Raw genomic sequence first — 15,479 nt, 5'->3', positions numbered from 1 at the left:
TCGAAAGCAGGATCAGACCTTGGAAAGCGTATTCGGCGGCATACATCAGAGCGGGTACGAGCGGCATGGCGTGTCTCCTTGGGTGGGGCTCGTTGCGGTGTTGCGTGAGCCGTTGAATGAAGTATCGGCGTTATGGTCTCGCGGCGAAACTGAGACAAATACAAGTGCGTTTCATGGGCCTCGTGCGACATCCTCGTCCAGACGAAAATCGTCCGACTGATAAAATGCGCCTCCGCTGCAATTCGCTGCATCCCCGCCTCAACGTCATTCATGAAGTCTCAAACGCTTCGGGAGCAATGGCTCCCGAACCTCCCCGGTAACGTGCTTGCCGGGCTCACCACCGCCTTTGCGCTGGTGCCCGAGTGCATCGCCTTCGCGCTGGTCGCGCAAGTCAACCCGCTGATGGGCCTTTACGGCGCTTTCATCATTTGCGCGTTCACGGCCATCTTTGGTGGACGTCCCGGCATGATCTCCGGTGCGGCCGGATCGATGGCCGTGGTGATCGTCGCACTCGTCGTCGAGCACGGCGTGCAGTATTTGCTCGCGACCGTGGTGCTCGGCGGGTTGCTGATGATGCTGTTCGGCCTGCTACGGCTCGGTAAGCTGATTCGCATGGTGCCGCACCCGGTGATGATCGGCTTCGTGAACGGACTGGCGATCATCATCGCCATGGCGCAGCTCGAACACTTCAAGCAGGCGACGCCGCAGGGCACCGTGTGGTTGCACGGCACGCCGCTCGCGATCATGTGCGCGCTGGTCGCGCTCACGATGCTGACCGTCTACGTACTGCCGCGCTTGACGAAGGCGGTGCCGCCTGCGCTCGTGGCCATCGTCGGCGTCGGGGTGCTCGGCCAACTGCTGAACCTGCCGACGCGCACGCTCGGCGACATGGCGCACATCGCGGGCGCATTTCCGACACTGCATCTGCCGCAAGTGCCATTCACGCTGAAGACGCTTCGGATCGTCTTCCCTTATGCATTGCTGATGGCCATCGTGGGCTTGCTGGAGACGCTGCTGACGTTCAACCTCACCGACGACATCACGCAAACCCGCGGACGCCCCAATCGCGAATGCCTTGCGCTCGGCGTGTCGAATGTCGTCTCGGGGATGTTCGGCGGCATGGGCGGCTGCGCGATGATCGGGCAGACGATGATCAACCTCAGCTCAGGTGGACGCACCCGTGTCTCGGGGGCGACGGCGGGCATCATGATCCTGCTGTTCGTGTTGTTCCTGTCGCCGCTGATTGAGCGGATTCCGCTTGCAGCGCTCGTTGGCGTGATGTTCGTCGTCGCGCAGCAGACCTTCGCGTGGGGATCGTTGCGCGTGCTGGGCAAGGTGCCGCGCAACGACGCTTTGGTGATCGTGGCGGTGACGGTTATCACCGTCTTCACCGATCTGGCGGTGGCGGTGATGTGCGGCATCGTGATCGCAGCGCTGAACTTCGCCTGGCAGCATGCACGCGAGATTCGCGCCGAAGTGGTGGATGGTGCAGAGGGCGCCGACGGTAAATCGGTCGATGCGCGCACGTATGTCCTGCACGGCACGCTGTTCTTCGCGTCGACGGCCGACTTTCAGGATCTGTTCCGGCCGCTGTCGGATGTGCATGACGTCGTGGTCGATTGCCGCCATCTGCACGTGGCCGACCACTCGGCTATCGTGGCATTCGAGACGCTGCGTGAGCGCTATAGGAAGGCTGGCAAGAACCTGCGTTTCGTCAATCTTTCTTCACGTAATCAGGACATGCTTGAGCGGGCAGGCGTGCGTCTGGCCGAGGCCTGATACGACGCCCCGCTTCTGCGTCATTTGAACGTGCGGAGGTATGCAATCAGGTCGGCGACCTTGCGTTCGTTACCGATGCCCCAGAAGCGCATCTTGGTGCCCGGCACAGTTTTGCCGGGATTGGCGATGAAGGCGGCGAGCGTCTTGTCGTCCCACACGAGGCCGGATTGCTTCATCTCCTTCGAGTAATCGAAGTCTGCCAGACTGCCCGCGCGACGCGTCGCCAGCCCGTTGAGTTGCGGGCCGAAGCCTGAGGCGGCCATCGGACCGACCGAATGACATGACGCGCAACGCGAAGCGAACAGCGCCTTGCCCGCTTCGATATCGCCCGCCGCGATGGCGGGCGCCGTGACGGCGGCCAGCGTCAGCGCGAAGAGACCGCCGCGCAGGCGTGCGGTGAACGAGAGCGATAGAGCGGGGCGGCAAGCGAGCGCGGTCATTGGATCAAAGAAGGCGAAGTGAGGCGAAGAGGTGACGAAAGCAAGCCGCTAACTTACCCCTTTCCGCGAACCGCTGCCAGTAAATCAAAAGGGGGGCTGTGCGGCATCGTGTCGCGCGTGTCCCGAGTGTCCCGAGTGTCCCGAGTGTTCTGAGTGCCGTGAGCGACGGGCGATCATTCGCGCCACGAAGCCGACCGTTCGCGACAGCGGGGCGCCGCTCGTCGCAGCGGCGTCGCCGTCCGACCGGGGCGGTGAGATGCTGCGGTCGTCGCTGCCAGCCAGCTCTCGTCTCGTGGAGTCTCCCGATGTCGTTCGCCTTCCTCTCGCATGTTCCCGTCTGGGTCTGGGGACTCCTTGCCGCGCTTATCGCGCTGGGCTTGTCGGCAACGCGGCCACGTCAAAAGACGGTCTGGCAGGCGCTGTTCATGCCGCTCGCCATGACGGGTTTCTCGATTTTCGGCGTCGTCAGCACCTTCGCGACGAACGTTCCTGCGCTGATCGCGTGGTGCTGCGCCGTGGTCATCGCCGTCGCGCTGCGGGCCGCGCTGGGAGGGTGGGGCAAGGTTCGCTGGGACCCGGAGATGCGTCGCGTGCACTTGCCGGGTAGCTGGCTGCCGCTTGTGTGGATGCTCTCGATTTTTGCGGCGAAGTTCGCGGTGGCCGTTGCGGTGGCGATTCACCCTGCGCTGTTGACGCACGGCGGTTTCGCGGCGTGGGTCTGTCTGACGTATGGCGCGTTCAGTGGCATCTTCCTCGGGCGCATGCTCGCCATCGGTCGCGCGGTGCTCCATGGTGGCAATGCTGGCCATGGCGGCCGTGGCGGCATGCCGGACTCGCCATCGATGACCTCCTGAACGCGCGATGATCCCGTACCGGCAATGAAAAGGGCCGTCCCTGCCGAGGCGAGGACGGCCCTTCGCAACGCGCTATCGGCCCGACAGTGTTGCGAGTGGGACGTGAGCCTTAAGCCGCGCCCTTGGTCACGCTGTCCGGCAGATCGCGGCCGTGGTACTTCTTGTAGATCTCGTTGAGCTTGCCGTTCTTCAGATTGGTCTTGACCCAGTTGTTGACCCAGTCCTTGAGCGCCGGTTGGTTCTTGTTCAGCGCAATGCCCAGATCGAATTCCTTCTGTGCGAACTTCAGTTCGAGGTTCTTCGCCGGTGCGCGCTTCTGCATTTCGCCGAGATTCGACGGCGTGCTTGAGAAGATGTCGACCTGACCCGTCACCATCGACGTGATCAGCGTGGCGTCGTCTTCGTAACGCACGATCTGCGCGCCCTTGGCGTTCGCCGTGGTCAGCGTGTCGTTGACGGTCGCGCGCGTGAGGCCGATGCGCTTGCCGTCCAGATCGGCGTAGCTCTTGATGTTCATGCTCTTCGGCGCGCCCACGATGATCGAGATCACGGCGTAAGGCACCGAGAAGTCCACGACTTGCGCACGTTCCGGCGTGATCGACAGGTCGGCCACCACGATATCGGCGCGGTTCGCTTGCAGCGTCGGCACGCGTGCGGCGTTCGTCACGGACACGATATCGAGCTTCACGCCCAGGTCTTTCGCGAGCAATTCAGCCGTCTCGACGTCCGAGCCGACCGGCTTCAGGTTGGCGTCGGCGTACGAGTAAAGCGGCGTTCCCATAGCGATGGCCACGCGAATCTTGCCCGCCTTCTTGATGTCGTCGAGCTGATCGGCAAGCGCTGCGTGGGCCATCGCGCCAAGCGCAACAGCGGCGCAGACCTGGGTGAAGAACGTCTTGAGTTTCATGCAATGGTCTCCTTCGGGTGATTGTTGTATTGCAATGTGGACTGGCGGGGCACCGGCCGGTCGCTTACAGACCGTTCGCGAGGAACGCCCGCAGTTCGGGGGTCTTGGGGTTGTCGAGCATCTCGCCCGGGCCGACTTCCCATACCTTGCCCTGATGCATGTAGATGATCTGGTCGGCCACGCGTTTGGCAAACGCCATTTCGTGCGTGACGAGCAACATCGTCATGCCGTCAGCCGCGAGGTCTTCCATCACGCGCAGCACTTCGCCCGTGAGTTGCGGATCGAGTGCGGACGTCACTTCGTCGAACAGCATGACCTTGGGCGACATGGCGAGCGAACGGGCAATCGCCACGCGTTGCTGCTGTCCGCCCGAGAGTTGCTCGGGATAGCTGTCGGCCTTGTCCGAGAGACCGACCTGTGCGAGCACGCGCTTCGCAACTTCCTCGGCTTCGCTGCGCGCCATGCGCTTCACGTGACGCAGCGCCAGCATGATGTTCTCGCGCACGCTCAGGTGCGGAAACAGGTTGTAGCTCTGGAAGACGATGCCGACTTCGCGACGCAACTGATGCAGATCGATGGACGGATCTTCCACGCGAATGCCGCACACTTCGATGGAGCCTTCGTCGATGGTTTCCAGACGGTCGATACAACGCAAGGCCGTACTTTTTCCCGAGCCGCTGGCGCCGATGATGGCGACCATCTGACCGCGCTCCACTTCGAACGACACCCCCTTGAGCACCGGGTTGTCGCCGAAGCGCTTGTGAATTTCATTGACCTTAACGATTGCCGACATTGAGCCTGTCCTCCAGTGATGCGCTCCAGCGGGAGAGTGGGTAGCACAGCACGAAATAAAACACCCCCACCAGCGAGAACACGAGGAAGGGCTGGAAAATCGAGTTGTTGATGATCTGTCCTGCGCGGGTCAGTTCGACGAAGCCGATGACCGAGGCGAGCGACGTCATCTTGATGATCTGCACCAGAAAGCCGATGGTCGGTGGCAGCGACAGACGCACCGCTTGCGGAATGATCACGAGACGCAGCGTCTGCCAGCGGGTGAACGACAGGCACTCTGCCGCTTCCCATTGCGCGCGCGGCATGGCTTCGACGCAACCGCGCCAGATGTCGCCTAGATAAGCGCTCGTGTAGACCATCAGCGCGAGGGCGGCGGCCACGATCGAGGGCAGCTCGAAGCCGTACACCGACAGACCGAAGTAGACGATGAACAGCAGAATCAGCAGCGGAATGCCCTGAATCGCTTCGATGAACACTTGCGTGGGCAAACGCAGCCAGCGGCGCGGTGAGATGCGTCCGAGCATCACCAGAAAACCTCCGGCCATGCCGAGCACGAAGGCCAACGCAGAGAGCACCAGTGTCCAGCCGATGGACTGCACCATGTACCCGAGATAGGTGAACGAGAAATTGCCGATCATGAAGCGCTCCGTTGCGCGGCGTTGCCTGCGGTGTTCCCCACTGAGGTGCCTGAGGCGTTCTGAGCTGCGCTGGCGGCCCCTGCGGCGCGCGAGGCGGCAGCGCGACGACGTGCGGCCTGAGCGGTTTGCGCGGCGGCGCGTCGCACGGTGCGGCGGCGCTTGAAGAAGTACTCGCCAGCCGCCCACGCCACGAGCTTCACGAGCAGCGACAGCGCCAGATAGAGCGCAGCCACCACGATGTATGTCTCAAGCGAGCGGAACGTGTCCGATTGCACCGTGTTAGCCACGGCGGTGAGTTCTTCGGCGGAGATCTGCGACGCAATGGCCGACGCCTGCATCATCAGAATGAACTGCGTCGTGAGCGACGGGTACACCTTCTCGATGGACGGCTGAAGCATCACGTGCCACGCGATGCGCCATTTCGAAAGCCCCAGACACTCGGCCGCTTCGATCTGACCGCGCGGCACCGATTCGAGACCGGCGCGAATGATCTCGGCCGCATAAGCACCGATGTTGATCACCATGGCGAGGACCGATGCCGTGAATGTCGGCAAGTGCACGCCGATGCTGGCGAGACCGAAGTACAGCAGGAAGATCTGAACGAGGAACGGCGTATTGCGGACCGACTCGATGTAGATGCCGCACACACGCGACAGCAGACGGTTGGGACTGCGTTTGGCGAAAGCGACCAGCGTGCCCAGCACGGTGCCGATCACGACCGAAAAGACGGTCATCTTCAGCGTGAGCCACGCGCCTTCAAGGAAAACTGGCCAATAAGGAACCAGCGGGGCGAAATTCAACGAAAAATGCATGGCAAACGCCTGTCTCCGGTGACGTTCGGGGCCGACGCGCCAGGCAGCCATCGTTGCGGTTATGACATCCGCTGCAGCCGTGGTGGGTCTTTCTTGTACGTCGTCATATAAGTGATGTGATTTTGCGCATCGCCCATCGGCGTTGTCAATAGCAATCCCTTGGGGGGATACCCTTGGCTATTGCCTTGATAGGACAAGGGTTAAGGCCAGATTTAGACGGTGTGACGGGGCATCGCGGGTTGCGTGAAGTGCCCTCAACGTCGGGTTGATGGCGGGCGCGCTGAAACCCTTGTCATCGTATCTCTTCGGGAGCCCATGCTCGGCAGCATCGTTACCGCATTGCTCGGCGAGGTCGCTCTATAATCTCGCATCCGTCCTGCCCGATATGACGACCATGACAGACCGAAAACTGCTTGCGCCGCCCAGCAGCCCCCGTCCCGGTGAGGGTCGATGACGCTCTCCGCGACGGCGCTCGACGAACTCGACCGTAATCTGCTCGCGCTGCTGCGCGTGAATGCCCGTGAGAGCACGGCGAATCTGGCGCGACGTCTCGGTGTGGCGCGCACCACCGTGGTCGCCCGGCTCGGTCGGTTGGAGCAGGCTGGCGTGATCGCCGGTTATACGGTGCGCCTGGGGCAAGACGCCATTGGCGGCGGGCTACAAGCCTGCGTGAGCATCAGCGTCCAGCCGCGCTCGGGGCGCGACGTGCTGCGACGCCTCAACAAGATGCCCGAGATCCATCTGCTGTGTTCCGTGAGCGGCGAGTTCGACTACGTGGCGTGGCTGCATGCCGCGTCGGCCGATCAGCTCGACGCCTTGCTCGACATCATTGGCGAGATCGATGGCGTGACCCGGACCACGACGTCGGTGGTGCTCGCGCGCAAGATCGACCGGGGTGGGGTGCTGCCCTGAAAGGCCTCGGCCCCTAATTCTTTACTAACAATCGACGGTTATGGTGTCGGCCGCGTGGCAGATCGACGGCTAATGCCGCGTCATCGGCCATTAGGTAATTTTCCGTAACCGGATCCTAAGAATTGCCGGACGCCCCCGCCGGGACTCACGCAACCCTCAAAATTCCCGCATTTTTCCCGTTTCCCCCCGAGTTGCCTTGACACCGCCGGTTTGTCTGCCCGTGGCGATAGTGCTAAACTTATTGAGAATTGTTTGCATTAACTTCTCGACAAAACATTGGAGTGTGTATGCGCGTGAAATCCCTCGTGGCAGCGGTGCTGCTTGCCGGTGCGGCCACTATGGCTCAGGCCGCCGAATTCCCGATCGGCAAACCGCTCAATACAGCGGGCATGGAAATCAACACCGTGTACCTCCAGCCGATCACGATGGAACCGGCCGGCATGATGCGCGACGCCGCGAAGTCGGATATCCACCTGGAAGCCGATATCCACGCGATCAAGAACAACCCGAACGGCTACGCCGAAGGTGACTGGATCCCGGGGCTGGAAATCACGTACAAGCTTCAGAAGATGAAGTCGGACGGCAAGACGCCGGACGGCGCAGCGGTCGAAGGTCTGATGATGCCGATGGTCGCGAGCGACGGTCCGCACTATGGCGATAACGTGAAGCTGACGGGCATCGGCAAGTATCAACTGACGATGGTCGTGAACGCACCGGGCACGCTGCAAGAGTTCGGTTGCAAGATGGGCGGCACGCCCGCCGCGGGTGCTCACGCAGCGCATGGCGGCATGGGTCCGTGGTGCTTCGGCCGTCACGTCGACAAGGAAACCGGCGTGAGTCCGTGGTTCAAGCCGATCACGAAGACGGTCGATTTCACGTTCTCGGGTATCGGCAAGAAGGGCGGCTACTAAGCCGGGATAACCTGATGCAGCGTTGGTCAGCCGACCAGCGCTGTTTTCATTTGGAGCAGAAGGATGAATCAGCGCATCGCGCGCCTGTTGGCCACGATGGCGGCCGTGGTGGTGACCTTGTTCGGATTGGGGGCAGCGCAGACCGCGCGTGCCGACGACCTGCCCACCTTCAAGCTGGAAATGAACAACGGCAAACTCAATCCGGTGCGTATCGAAGTACCGGCCGGCAAGCGCATCAAGATCGAGGTGCACAACACCGGAACGAATGCCGTCGAGTTTGAAAGTCTGCAACTGCGCAAGGAAAAGGTGCTCGCACCCGGCGCGCAGTCGTTCGTCGTGATCGCCCCGTTGCAACCGGGCGAGTATAAGTTTTTCGATGACTTCCACCAGCAGGCGCAAGGCGTGATCGTCGCCAAGTAAGCCGGTAAGCCGAACGTTGTCGTTTCAGTCATACGGTAGTACACGCATTACAAAAGGAATCACACGATGGGTCAGGTCATGTTCATCGTCTGGCGCGAAAGCGTCGAGGCATTGTTGGTGGTCGGCATTCTGCATGCCTGGCTGGCCAACCCGGATCACGGTGCGAAGCGCGGCCTGCCCTATCTGTGGGCGGGGGTCGTGCTCGGCATTGCGGCAGCGGTCGGTCTGGGCGCCGCGCTCGTCGGCTTCACCGAAGTGCTCTCGGGCGACGCGCAAGATTACTTCCAGACCGCCATGGTGCTCGTGGCCTGCGTGCTGATCGTGCAGATGGTCTTCTGGATGAAGCGCAACGGGCGAACGCTCAAACGCGACATGGAATCGTCGCTACAGAAGAATCACGATCAGGGCACATGGTGGGGCGTGCTGGTGCTGGTCGCGCTGGCGATTGCCCGCGAAGGCAGCGAAACCGCCATCTTCCTGTACGGTCTTGGCTTCGGTCAGGGTGGCAGCGTGCCGATGTCGATGTGGCTCGCCGTGGCCATCGGCTTCGCGCTGGCGCTCGTCACGTTCTGGTTGCTGCAACTGGGCGGCAAAATCTTTTCGTGGCGTCTGTTCTTCCGTGTCACCGAAATCATGCTGCTGTTCCTCGCGGCCGGTTTGCTGGAGTCGGGGCTTGATCGTCTGATCTCGCTGGAGCTGGTGCCGACGTTGGTTGACCAACTGTGGGATACTTCCGCGATTCTGGATGACGCCAGCCCGTTCGGCAGCCTCGTGGCTACACTGACCGGCTACCGTGCGCATCCGTCCGGCATGAATCTGTTGGTGTATGCGGTGTATTGGCTGTTCATGTGGGTGCTGCTCAAGCGGGCAGGCGCACCACCGGCCAAACAGGCAAAGCCCGCGTAAGCGGGTGGTGCGCACCGGGTGGCGATTCCGCCCGGTGCGGTACATTGAAGCAGCACCGGACTGAACGGACGCGCCGCACATGAGATCCGTCATTCCGCAAAGGTAATCCCCCGACGCAAGACCCGAGCAAGAGCTACGCATGAGCATCGCCATCACTGTCCCGAACCGACTGGCCCGACTGGGCCTCTTGATGCAACGCCACGGCAAGTTGATACGTGGCGTGCAGTGGGTCATCGTGCTGGTCTATGCGTTCCTGATCTGCGTACCTGTCCTGATGCCGTTGCCTGACGAGACGGCACACATTCTTAACAACCTCACCGTTTTCGCGCAGTTCACCTTCTGGGGCATCTGGTGGCCGTTCGTGCTGCTGAGCATGGTGCTGATGGGGCGCGTGTGGTGCGGTGTCCTGTGTCCGGAAGGCACACTCTCCGAATTCGCAAGCCGACATGGCCGGGGGCGCGCGATCCCTCGCTGGATGCGCTGGGGCGGCTGGCCGTTCGTCGCCTTCGCCGGGACCACGCTGTACGGCCAGATGGTCAGCGTCTACCAGTATCCGAAGGCGGTGCTGCTGGTGCTGGGTGGCTCGACCATCGGCGCGATGGTGATCGGTTATTTCTACGGACGCGACAAGCGCGTGTGGTGTAAGTACCTGTGCCCGGTCAACGGTGTGTTCGCACTGCTGGCACGCCTCGCACCGTTCCACTTCAAGGTCAACGAAGACGCCTGGCGTCAGTCGTACAACACCAAGGGTCACAAGATCATCCCGATCAATTGCGCGCCGCTCGTGCCGCTGCGCAATATGAAGGGCGGTGCGCAGTGCCATATGTGCGGCCGCTGCGCCGGGCATCGCGACGCCATCGAACTCACGGGCCGCTCGCCCAGCGAAGAGATCGTGAAGTACGGCGCGACGGAGAACAACAGCATCTGGGACAGCGTCCTCGTCAACTTCGGTCTGCTCGGCGTGGCCATCGGCGCATTCCACTGGACGGTGAACCCGTGGTTCGTCGCGACCAAGACGGAACTGGCGACGTGGCTGATCGACCGCGGCATCATGTGGCCGTTCGAGACGAATGCGCCGTGGTTCGTCTTCACCAATTACCCCGAACAGAGCGACGTTTTCAGCTGGCTCGACGGCGGCATGGTCGTGACCTACATTCTCGGCAACGGTCTCGTGCTGGGGCTGGCGTTCACGCTGATTTTCGCTGTGGCCAACCGGGCGATGGGCGCGTGGCAGACATCGCGCTTCAATCATCTGGTGCAGTCGCTGATTCCGATTGCCGGTGCGGGCGTGTTCATCGGCTTGTCGGCGACAACCGTCAGCCTGCTGCGTGCCGAACACCTGCCGATCTACTGGGCGAACGACGTGCGCGCCGCCATCCTGGCCGTGACCACGTTGTGGAGCCTGTGGCTGGGCTGGCGCGTGACGGGGCGGCACGCGACGTCGATGCTGCGGCGTCTGGCGGGCATGGCCGGTATCGTGGCGGCGCTCGCGCTCGTCAACTGGCTCTGGCTGCTGATGTTCTGGATCTGGTAAGGATCCGAAGCGGGCTGGCGCAATCCGAACAGCCCGAACAATCAGAACGAACGGGAGGGGCCGGAACGCCAATTGGCGAGCCTCCGGCCCGTGGCCTACAATAGCGCCACAAGTCTTTCTGTGTGACGCCCGCCCATGTTGCTCGCTCAACGTCTTCCGCTGTATTTCCGACTCGTTCGCCTCGACAAGCCGATCGGCACCGTGCTGCTGTTGTGGCCGACGCTCTGCGCACTGTGGATCGCGTCGAACGGACATCCCGACCCGCTGCTGTTTGTGATCTTCACCCTCGGCACGTTTCTGATGCGCTCGGCGGGGTGTGCCATCAACGATTACGCCGACCGCGACTTCGACAAATTCGTCAAACGCACGAAGGAGCGTCCGATTACGTCGGGACGCATTCGCGCCTGGGAGGCCGTGGCCGTGGCCGCCACGCTCGCCCTCGTGAGCTTCCTGCTGATTCTGCCGCTCAACGCCCTGACCAAGTGGATGTCGATTCCGGCATTGTTCGTGGCTGGCACATACCCGTACACCAAGCGCTTTTTCGCCTTGCCGCAGGCCTATCTCGGCGTGGCGTTCGGCTTCGGCATTCCGATGGCGTTCGCTGCCGTGCAGGATCAGGTGCCGATGCTCGCATGGGTGTTGCTGCTCTCGAACGTGTTCTGGTCGCTCGCTTACGACACGGAATATGCGATGGTCGATCGCGACGACGACCTGAAGATCGGCATCAAGACGTCGGCCATCACGTTCGGACGCTTCGACGTGGTCGCCGTCATGCTCTGCTACGTGGGTGCGCTGGGCATTCAGGCGGGCGTGGGCGTGTACCTCGGCTTTGGCTGGCCGTTCTGGCTGGGCATGGCGGTTGCCATGAGCTTCGCCATCTATCATTACTTTCTTATTCGTGGCCGCGAGCGCATGCCTTGCTTCGCCGCGTTCCGTCACAACAACTGGCTCGGTGCTGCGGTCTTTGCCGGTATCGTCGGGCACTATCTGCTGACGGCGTAATGCGTCAATGAGACATCGACGAAAACGGCGCGTGAAGCGCCGTTTTCGTATGTCCTGCGTCCCGCGCGCTTATGCGGCGCCGGTGCCGAGCGCTGGCGGTCGTGGCCAGCCCAGGTATTTCTCAAGCAGTGCATCGAGTATGGCGACGGTCAGTACATCCGGGACGCCGTCGTATCGATGCTCAGCGCAGAAGTGCATCTGGAATGACTCGATGACGTTCTTCGTCGCCTGATCGATCTGGCCCGTTTGCGGGGTGTCGTAACCGTAGGCCAGCAATTTGGCTTGCAGCGCACCGACATCGCAGGCATAGGGCGCACGATTTTCGTACCACTTCACGGTGTCGGCATCCGGCCATGCGCCCAGGTTGTACTCGGTGGCCAGCGTCTTCCACGGAAACTTCGGGCCGGGGTCGGTTTTCCGTCCCGGGGCGATATCGGCGTGCCCGACGATCCGGTTCGGAGCGATCTGATGGCGAGCGACGATATCCGCGACCAATTCGGCGACGACGGCGATCTGCGCCGCAGGATATTCGTACCATTGCCGGTTCTCCAGCGGTAATCGGTTGTCAGTGGCGGGGAATCCGAGATTGACGATTTCGATGCCGATCGACGTACCGTTCAGCCGCCGTTCTCCGAGCCACTCACTGCGCCCTGCGTGATGCGCGAGACGGGATTCGGGCACGAGCGCGTAAACGACGAAGCGATCGTTGTCGCCGGCGGCGTCCGGGACAAGGTAGTGGGAACTGACGGCGGGCGTTCGGTTGGGGGCGGTGAGAATTTCCTTCGCTCGCTCGAATGGTGTGGCCGTGTAGTGCACGACCAGCGTACGGATACGAGACTCCTGATTCGGAGAGGCGTCGGTCTTTAGATCATAGATCGACTGGCGAGACGCTGACGAATCTGAGTCTGTGGCGGGTGCACCAGCGTGAAGCCTGAGTGGGGCGGCACCGAGTGCCACAGAAACCGCAGTTACCTGAGTGAAAAACTTGCGGCGTGACGGCGTCGTCGACACATCGTCGGGGGTGTGTCGGGCGTGGGGCATCGGTCTTCCGGCATGTCGTGATGATATGGGCAGCTTAGCCCTGGTCTTCAGCCGGAGACTTCCGAAAAAAGCGCACGCCGATATCGCGCGAGGCGATACCGGCGTGTCGGGTGATGCTCAGGTGGCCCTGTTCAGGGCCGAGAATGCGTCAACGTTGACGTGCGATCTCAGGCGTCGCCCAGTTCGTCGCCGAGTTCCTTGGCGCGCGCGTTGGCGGCTTTCACACCGCGCACGATGGCGGCCTTGATCGCGTCGTTCTCGAACGAGGTGAGCGCTGCGAACGTGGTGCCGCCCTTGGACGTCACCCGCTCACGCAGCACGCTGGCCGGTTCGGTGGAGTCTGCCGCGAGTTGCGACGCACCCGTGAACGTTGCGATGGCGAGTTGGCGGGCTTGCTTGGGCGTGAAGCCCAACTCGTGCGCCGCCTGCTCCAGCGCTTCGATGAAATAGAACACGTACGCCGGGCCGCTGCCGGAGATGGCGGTGACGGCGTCCAACTGGCTTTCCTTTTCGACCCACACGATTTCACCGGCGGCGCTCAGCACGCTTTCCGCACGCTTGCGCTGGTCCGAATCCACGCCGGAGAGCGCGATCAGTCCGGTGATGCCCTTGCCGATCAGCGCGGGCGTGTTCGGCATGCAGCGCACGATCTGGTTGTGGCCGCCGAGCCAGCGAGCCAGATCGGACGCGCGAATGCCCGCCGCGATGCTGATGACCAACTGGCCGTTCAGATGCGGCTGAAGCGCTTGTGCGACATCCTTGAGTACCTGCGGTTTGACGGCCAGTACGAGCGTGTCGAAGTCGCGCAGACGGTCATTCGGCGCGCTGGCGGTGTCGATGCCGTGTAGCTTGACCAGACCTTCACGGGTCGATTCGTTGACGTCGATCGCGAGAATGTCGCGCGGTGCCGTGCCGCGCTTGACGAGTCCGCCGATCAGGGCGTTGGCCATGTTGCCGCCGCCGATGAATGCAATTCTCATAACCATCCTTTGCGTTGCGTATGTCGTTGCGTGTAATACGTTGCTGCCGTGTTCGCGCCTCGCGATCAGGCCCGTGAGCCGTAATCGCGTGCGCCGAAAATCGCGGTGCCGATGCGCACCATTGTCGCACCCTCGGCCACCGCCGCTTCGAGGTCGCCCGACATGCCCATCGAGAGCGTGTCGAGCGCCAGACCATCTGCGCGCAGGGTGTCGAAGAGTTCGCGTACCGCCTTGAATGGCTCGCGCTGACGCGACGGATCGTCTTCCGGTTCCGGAATCGCCATCAGGCCGCGCAGTGTCAGATTCGGCAGTGCCGCGATGGCGCGCGCAACAGCGGGCACCTCGTCGGGCGTCACGCCGCTCTTGCTCGCTTCGCCACTGATGTTGACCTGAAGACAGATCTGCAATGGCGGAAGATCCGCCGGGCGTTGTGCACTCAGGCGTTCGGCAATCTTAAGCCGGTCGACGGAATGGACCCAGTCGAAATGCTCCGCCACCGGACGCGTCTTGTTGCTCTGCAGCGGCCCGATGAAATGCCATTCCAGCGGTTCGCCGTCAACGCGCGCGTCGGCCGTCGCCGCGATCTTGTCGAGGGCTTCCTGCACGTAGTTCTCACCGAACGCCCGCTGGCCGGCGGCGACCGCTTCGCGCACGGCATCCGCGCCGAACGTCTTGGAGACAGCGAGCAGACGCACGCTGCCTGCCGGTCGTCCAGCATCGGCGGTCGCGCGGGAAATCCGGGAGAGGACGTCGTCGAGATGTGCAGCGATGGTCGACATAAGACAAATTCGGCGGGTTCGGCAGATTCTTCGGCAGGATCGGCGGGATCGGTGTTGAGCGAACGATTATAGCCGTGCACGCACCCGAGGTGCTACCGGGCAAATAACTAGGTGCTACCCGTGGCGAATGTCCGACAAAAGTGCAAGGCAGGCGCGCCGAGCGCCCGCCGGACCGGCGTTGTGGCAGACTGCGCGGTGCCAACATCCAAAGGGAGACGCCGATGAGCGCCCAACCGCAGCGCGTGTACGATTTTTCCGTCCAGACGCTCGCCGGCGAGTCCGTGAGCCTGTCGCAATATCGCGGCAAGGTCCTGCTGATCGTGAATACGGCCAGCGAATGCGGCTTTACGCCGCAGTACGCGGGCCTTCAGACGCTCTACGAGCAACTCGGCCCGCGCGGCTTTGAGGTGCTGGCCTTCCCGTGCAACCAGTTCGGCAAACAGGAGCCTGGCGACGCGCAAGCGATTCGCAGTTTCTGCGATCTACGCTTTCATGTGAGCTTTCCGATGTTCGCCAAGGTCGACGTCAAGGGGCCGGAGGCAGCGCCACTCTACGACTTTCTGACGAAGGAAAAGCGCGGCGTGCTCGGGACGAAAGCGATCAAGTGGAATTTCACGAAGTTTCTCGTCGACGCGTCGGGCAATGTGGTTGCGCGCTATGCGCCGACCGCCAAGCCCGAAGCGATTCGTGCCGACATTGAGAGGTTGCTACCGGCTTGAGCCGTCGTTCGACGGCTCAAGCCGACTTCGGCCGAAATTGACTGTCCCGAATT

Annotated in this window: 17 protein-coding genes; 9 read left to right on the top strand and 8 right to left on the bottom strand. The window is 62.4% G+C overall.

The features are described 5' to 3' along the window. Positions 1–270 precede the first annotated feature (270 nt). Positions 271–1,779, top strand: coding sequence for a SulP family inorganic anion transporter (locus NA29_RS20535; protein WP_039401085.1), 1,509 nt, complete (start codon positions 271–273; stop codon positions 1,777–1,779). Between the two features lie 20 nt (positions 1,780–1,799). On the opposite strand, the gene NA29_RS20530 is transcribed toward NA29_RS20535, so the two are convergent. Next, complete coding sequence (locus NA29_RS20530; protein ID WP_167370907.1) at positions 1,800–2,219, bottom strand: c-type cytochrome; 420 nt, start codon at positions 2,217–2,219, stop codon at positions 1,800–1,802. Positions 2,220–2,524: 305 nt separating this feature from the next. Here NA29_RS20530 and NA29_RS20525 point away from each other — a divergent pair, with 305 nt between their 5' ends. Continuing rightward, positions 2,525–3,073, top strand: coding sequence for a DUF6622 family protein (locus tag NA29_RS20525; protein ID WP_052253095.1), 549 nt, complete (start codon positions 2,525–2,527; stop codon positions 3,071–3,073). Positions 3,074–3,182: 109 nt separating this feature from the next. On the opposite strand, the gene NA29_RS20520 is transcribed toward NA29_RS20525, so the two are convergent. The 4 genes from NA29_RS20520 to NA29_RS20505 all read right to left on the bottom strand — a co-directional run bounded on the left by NA29_RS20520 (position 3,183) and on the right by NA29_RS20505 (position 6,222). Beyond that, complete coding sequence (locus tag NA29_RS20520; protein ID WP_039401083.1) at positions 3,183–3,980, bottom strand: transporter substrate-binding domain-containing protein; 798 nt, start codon at positions 3,978–3,980, stop codon at positions 3,183–3,185. 64 nt (positions 3,981–4,044) lie between these two features. Next, positions 4,045–4,773 (bottom strand): amino acid ABC transporter ATP-binding protein, encoded by a 729-nt coding sequence (locus NA29_RS20515; protein WP_039401080.1) that lies wholly within the window; start codon positions 4,771–4,773, stop codon positions 4,045–4,047. Beyond that, positions 4,757–5,410 carry an amino acid ABC transporter permease gene (locus NA29_RS20510; protein WP_039401077.1) on the bottom strand — a complete coding sequence of 218 codons (654 nt, stop codon included), beginning with the start codon at positions 5,408–5,410 and terminating at the stop codon, positions 4,757–4,759. Before NA29_RS20510 ends, NA29_RS20515 begins: the two co-directional genes overlap by 17 nt. Continuing rightward, on the bottom strand, positions 5,407–6,222 hold the full coding sequence (locus NA29_RS20505; RefSeq protein WP_039401074.1) for an amino acid ABC transporter permease: 816 nt from the start codon (positions 6,220–6,222) through the stop codon (positions 5,407–5,409). The genes NA29_RS20510 and NA29_RS20505 overlap by 4 nt, the downstream gene beginning before the upstream one ends. 450 nt (positions 6,223–6,672) lie before the next feature. Between NA29_RS20505 and NA29_RS20500 the strand changes: the two genes are divergently transcribed. The 6 genes from NA29_RS20500 to ubiA all read left to right on the top strand — a co-directional run bounded on the left by NA29_RS20500 (position 6,673) and on the right by ubiA (position 11,907). Next, the gene (locus NA29_RS20500; RefSeq protein WP_039401071.1) at positions 6,673–7,134 is read left to right on the top strand and encodes an Lrp/AsnC family transcriptional regulator; all 462 of its coding nucleotides are present in this window, start codon (positions 6,673–6,675) and stop codon (positions 7,132–7,134) included. Positions 7,135–7,421: 287 nt separating this feature from the next. Further along, complete coding sequence (locus NA29_RS20495; RefSeq protein ID WP_039401069.1) at positions 7,422–8,045, top strand: iron transporter; 624 nt, start codon at positions 7,422–7,424, stop codon at positions 8,043–8,045. Between the two features lie 63 nt (positions 8,046–8,108). Further along, entirely contained in the window at positions 8,109–8,465 is a 357-nt protein-coding gene (locus tag NA29_RS20490) for a cupredoxin domain-containing protein (protein ID WP_072633346.1), read from the top strand. Positions 8,466–8,531: 66 nt separating this feature from the next. Then, entirely contained in the window at positions 8,532–9,371 is an 840-nt protein-coding gene (locus tag NA29_RS20485) for an FTR1 family iron permease (RefSeq protein ID WP_039401066.1), read from the top strand. A 139-nt stretch (positions 9,372–9,510) separates the two neighbouring features. Further along, entirely contained in the window at positions 9,511–10,905 is a 1,395-nt protein-coding gene (locus NA29_RS20480; RefSeq protein WP_174555916.1) for a 4Fe-4S binding protein, read from the top strand. Positions 10,906–11,040: 135 nt separating this feature from the next. Beyond that, positions 11,041–11,907 (top strand): 4-hydroxybenzoate octaprenyltransferase, encoded by an 867-nt coding sequence (gene ubiA / locus NA29_RS20475; protein ID WP_039401063.1) that lies wholly within the window; start codon positions 11,041–11,043, stop codon positions 11,905–11,907. Positions 11,908–11,976: 69 nt separating this feature from the next. Here the strand turns inward: ubiA and NA29_RS20470 are convergent, their stop codons facing one another. The 3 genes from NA29_RS20470 to NA29_RS20460 form a co-directional block, all read right to left on the bottom strand. Further along, positions 11,977–12,918 (bottom strand): N-acetylmuramoyl-L-alanine amidase, encoded by a 942-nt coding sequence (locus NA29_RS20470; protein WP_224786970.1) that lies wholly within the window; start codon positions 12,916–12,918, stop codon positions 11,977–11,979. Between the two features lie 197 nt (positions 12,919–13,115). After that, a complete protein-coding gene (gene proC, locus NA29_RS20465) occupies positions 13,116–13,928 on the bottom strand; it encodes a pyrroline-5-carboxylate reductase (RefSeq protein ID WP_039401060.1) in 813 nt (270 codons plus the stop codon). A 65-nt stretch (positions 13,929–13,993) separates the two neighbouring features. Then, positions 13,994–14,707, bottom strand: coding sequence for a YggS family pyridoxal phosphate-dependent enzyme (locus NA29_RS20460; RefSeq protein WP_039401058.1), 714 nt, complete (start codon positions 14,705–14,707; stop codon positions 13,994–13,996). Between the two features lie 221 nt (positions 14,708–14,928). Between NA29_RS20460 and NA29_RS20455 the strand changes: the two genes are divergently transcribed. Further along, positions 14,929–15,426 (top strand): glutathione peroxidase, encoded by a 498-nt coding sequence (locus NA29_RS20455; RefSeq protein ID WP_039401056.1) that lies wholly within the window; start codon positions 14,929–14,931, stop codon positions 15,424–15,426. Positions 15,427–15,479: the final 53 nt, after the last annotated feature.

This window comes from Pandoraea sputorum (assembly GCF_000814845.2).
GTDB lineage: Bacteria > Pseudomonadota > Gammaproteobacteria > Burkholderiales > Burkholderiaceae > Pandoraea > Pandoraea sputorum.
Note: the sequence above shows the minus strand (reverse complement) of the source record. Positions and strands in the feature narration are given on the sequence as shown.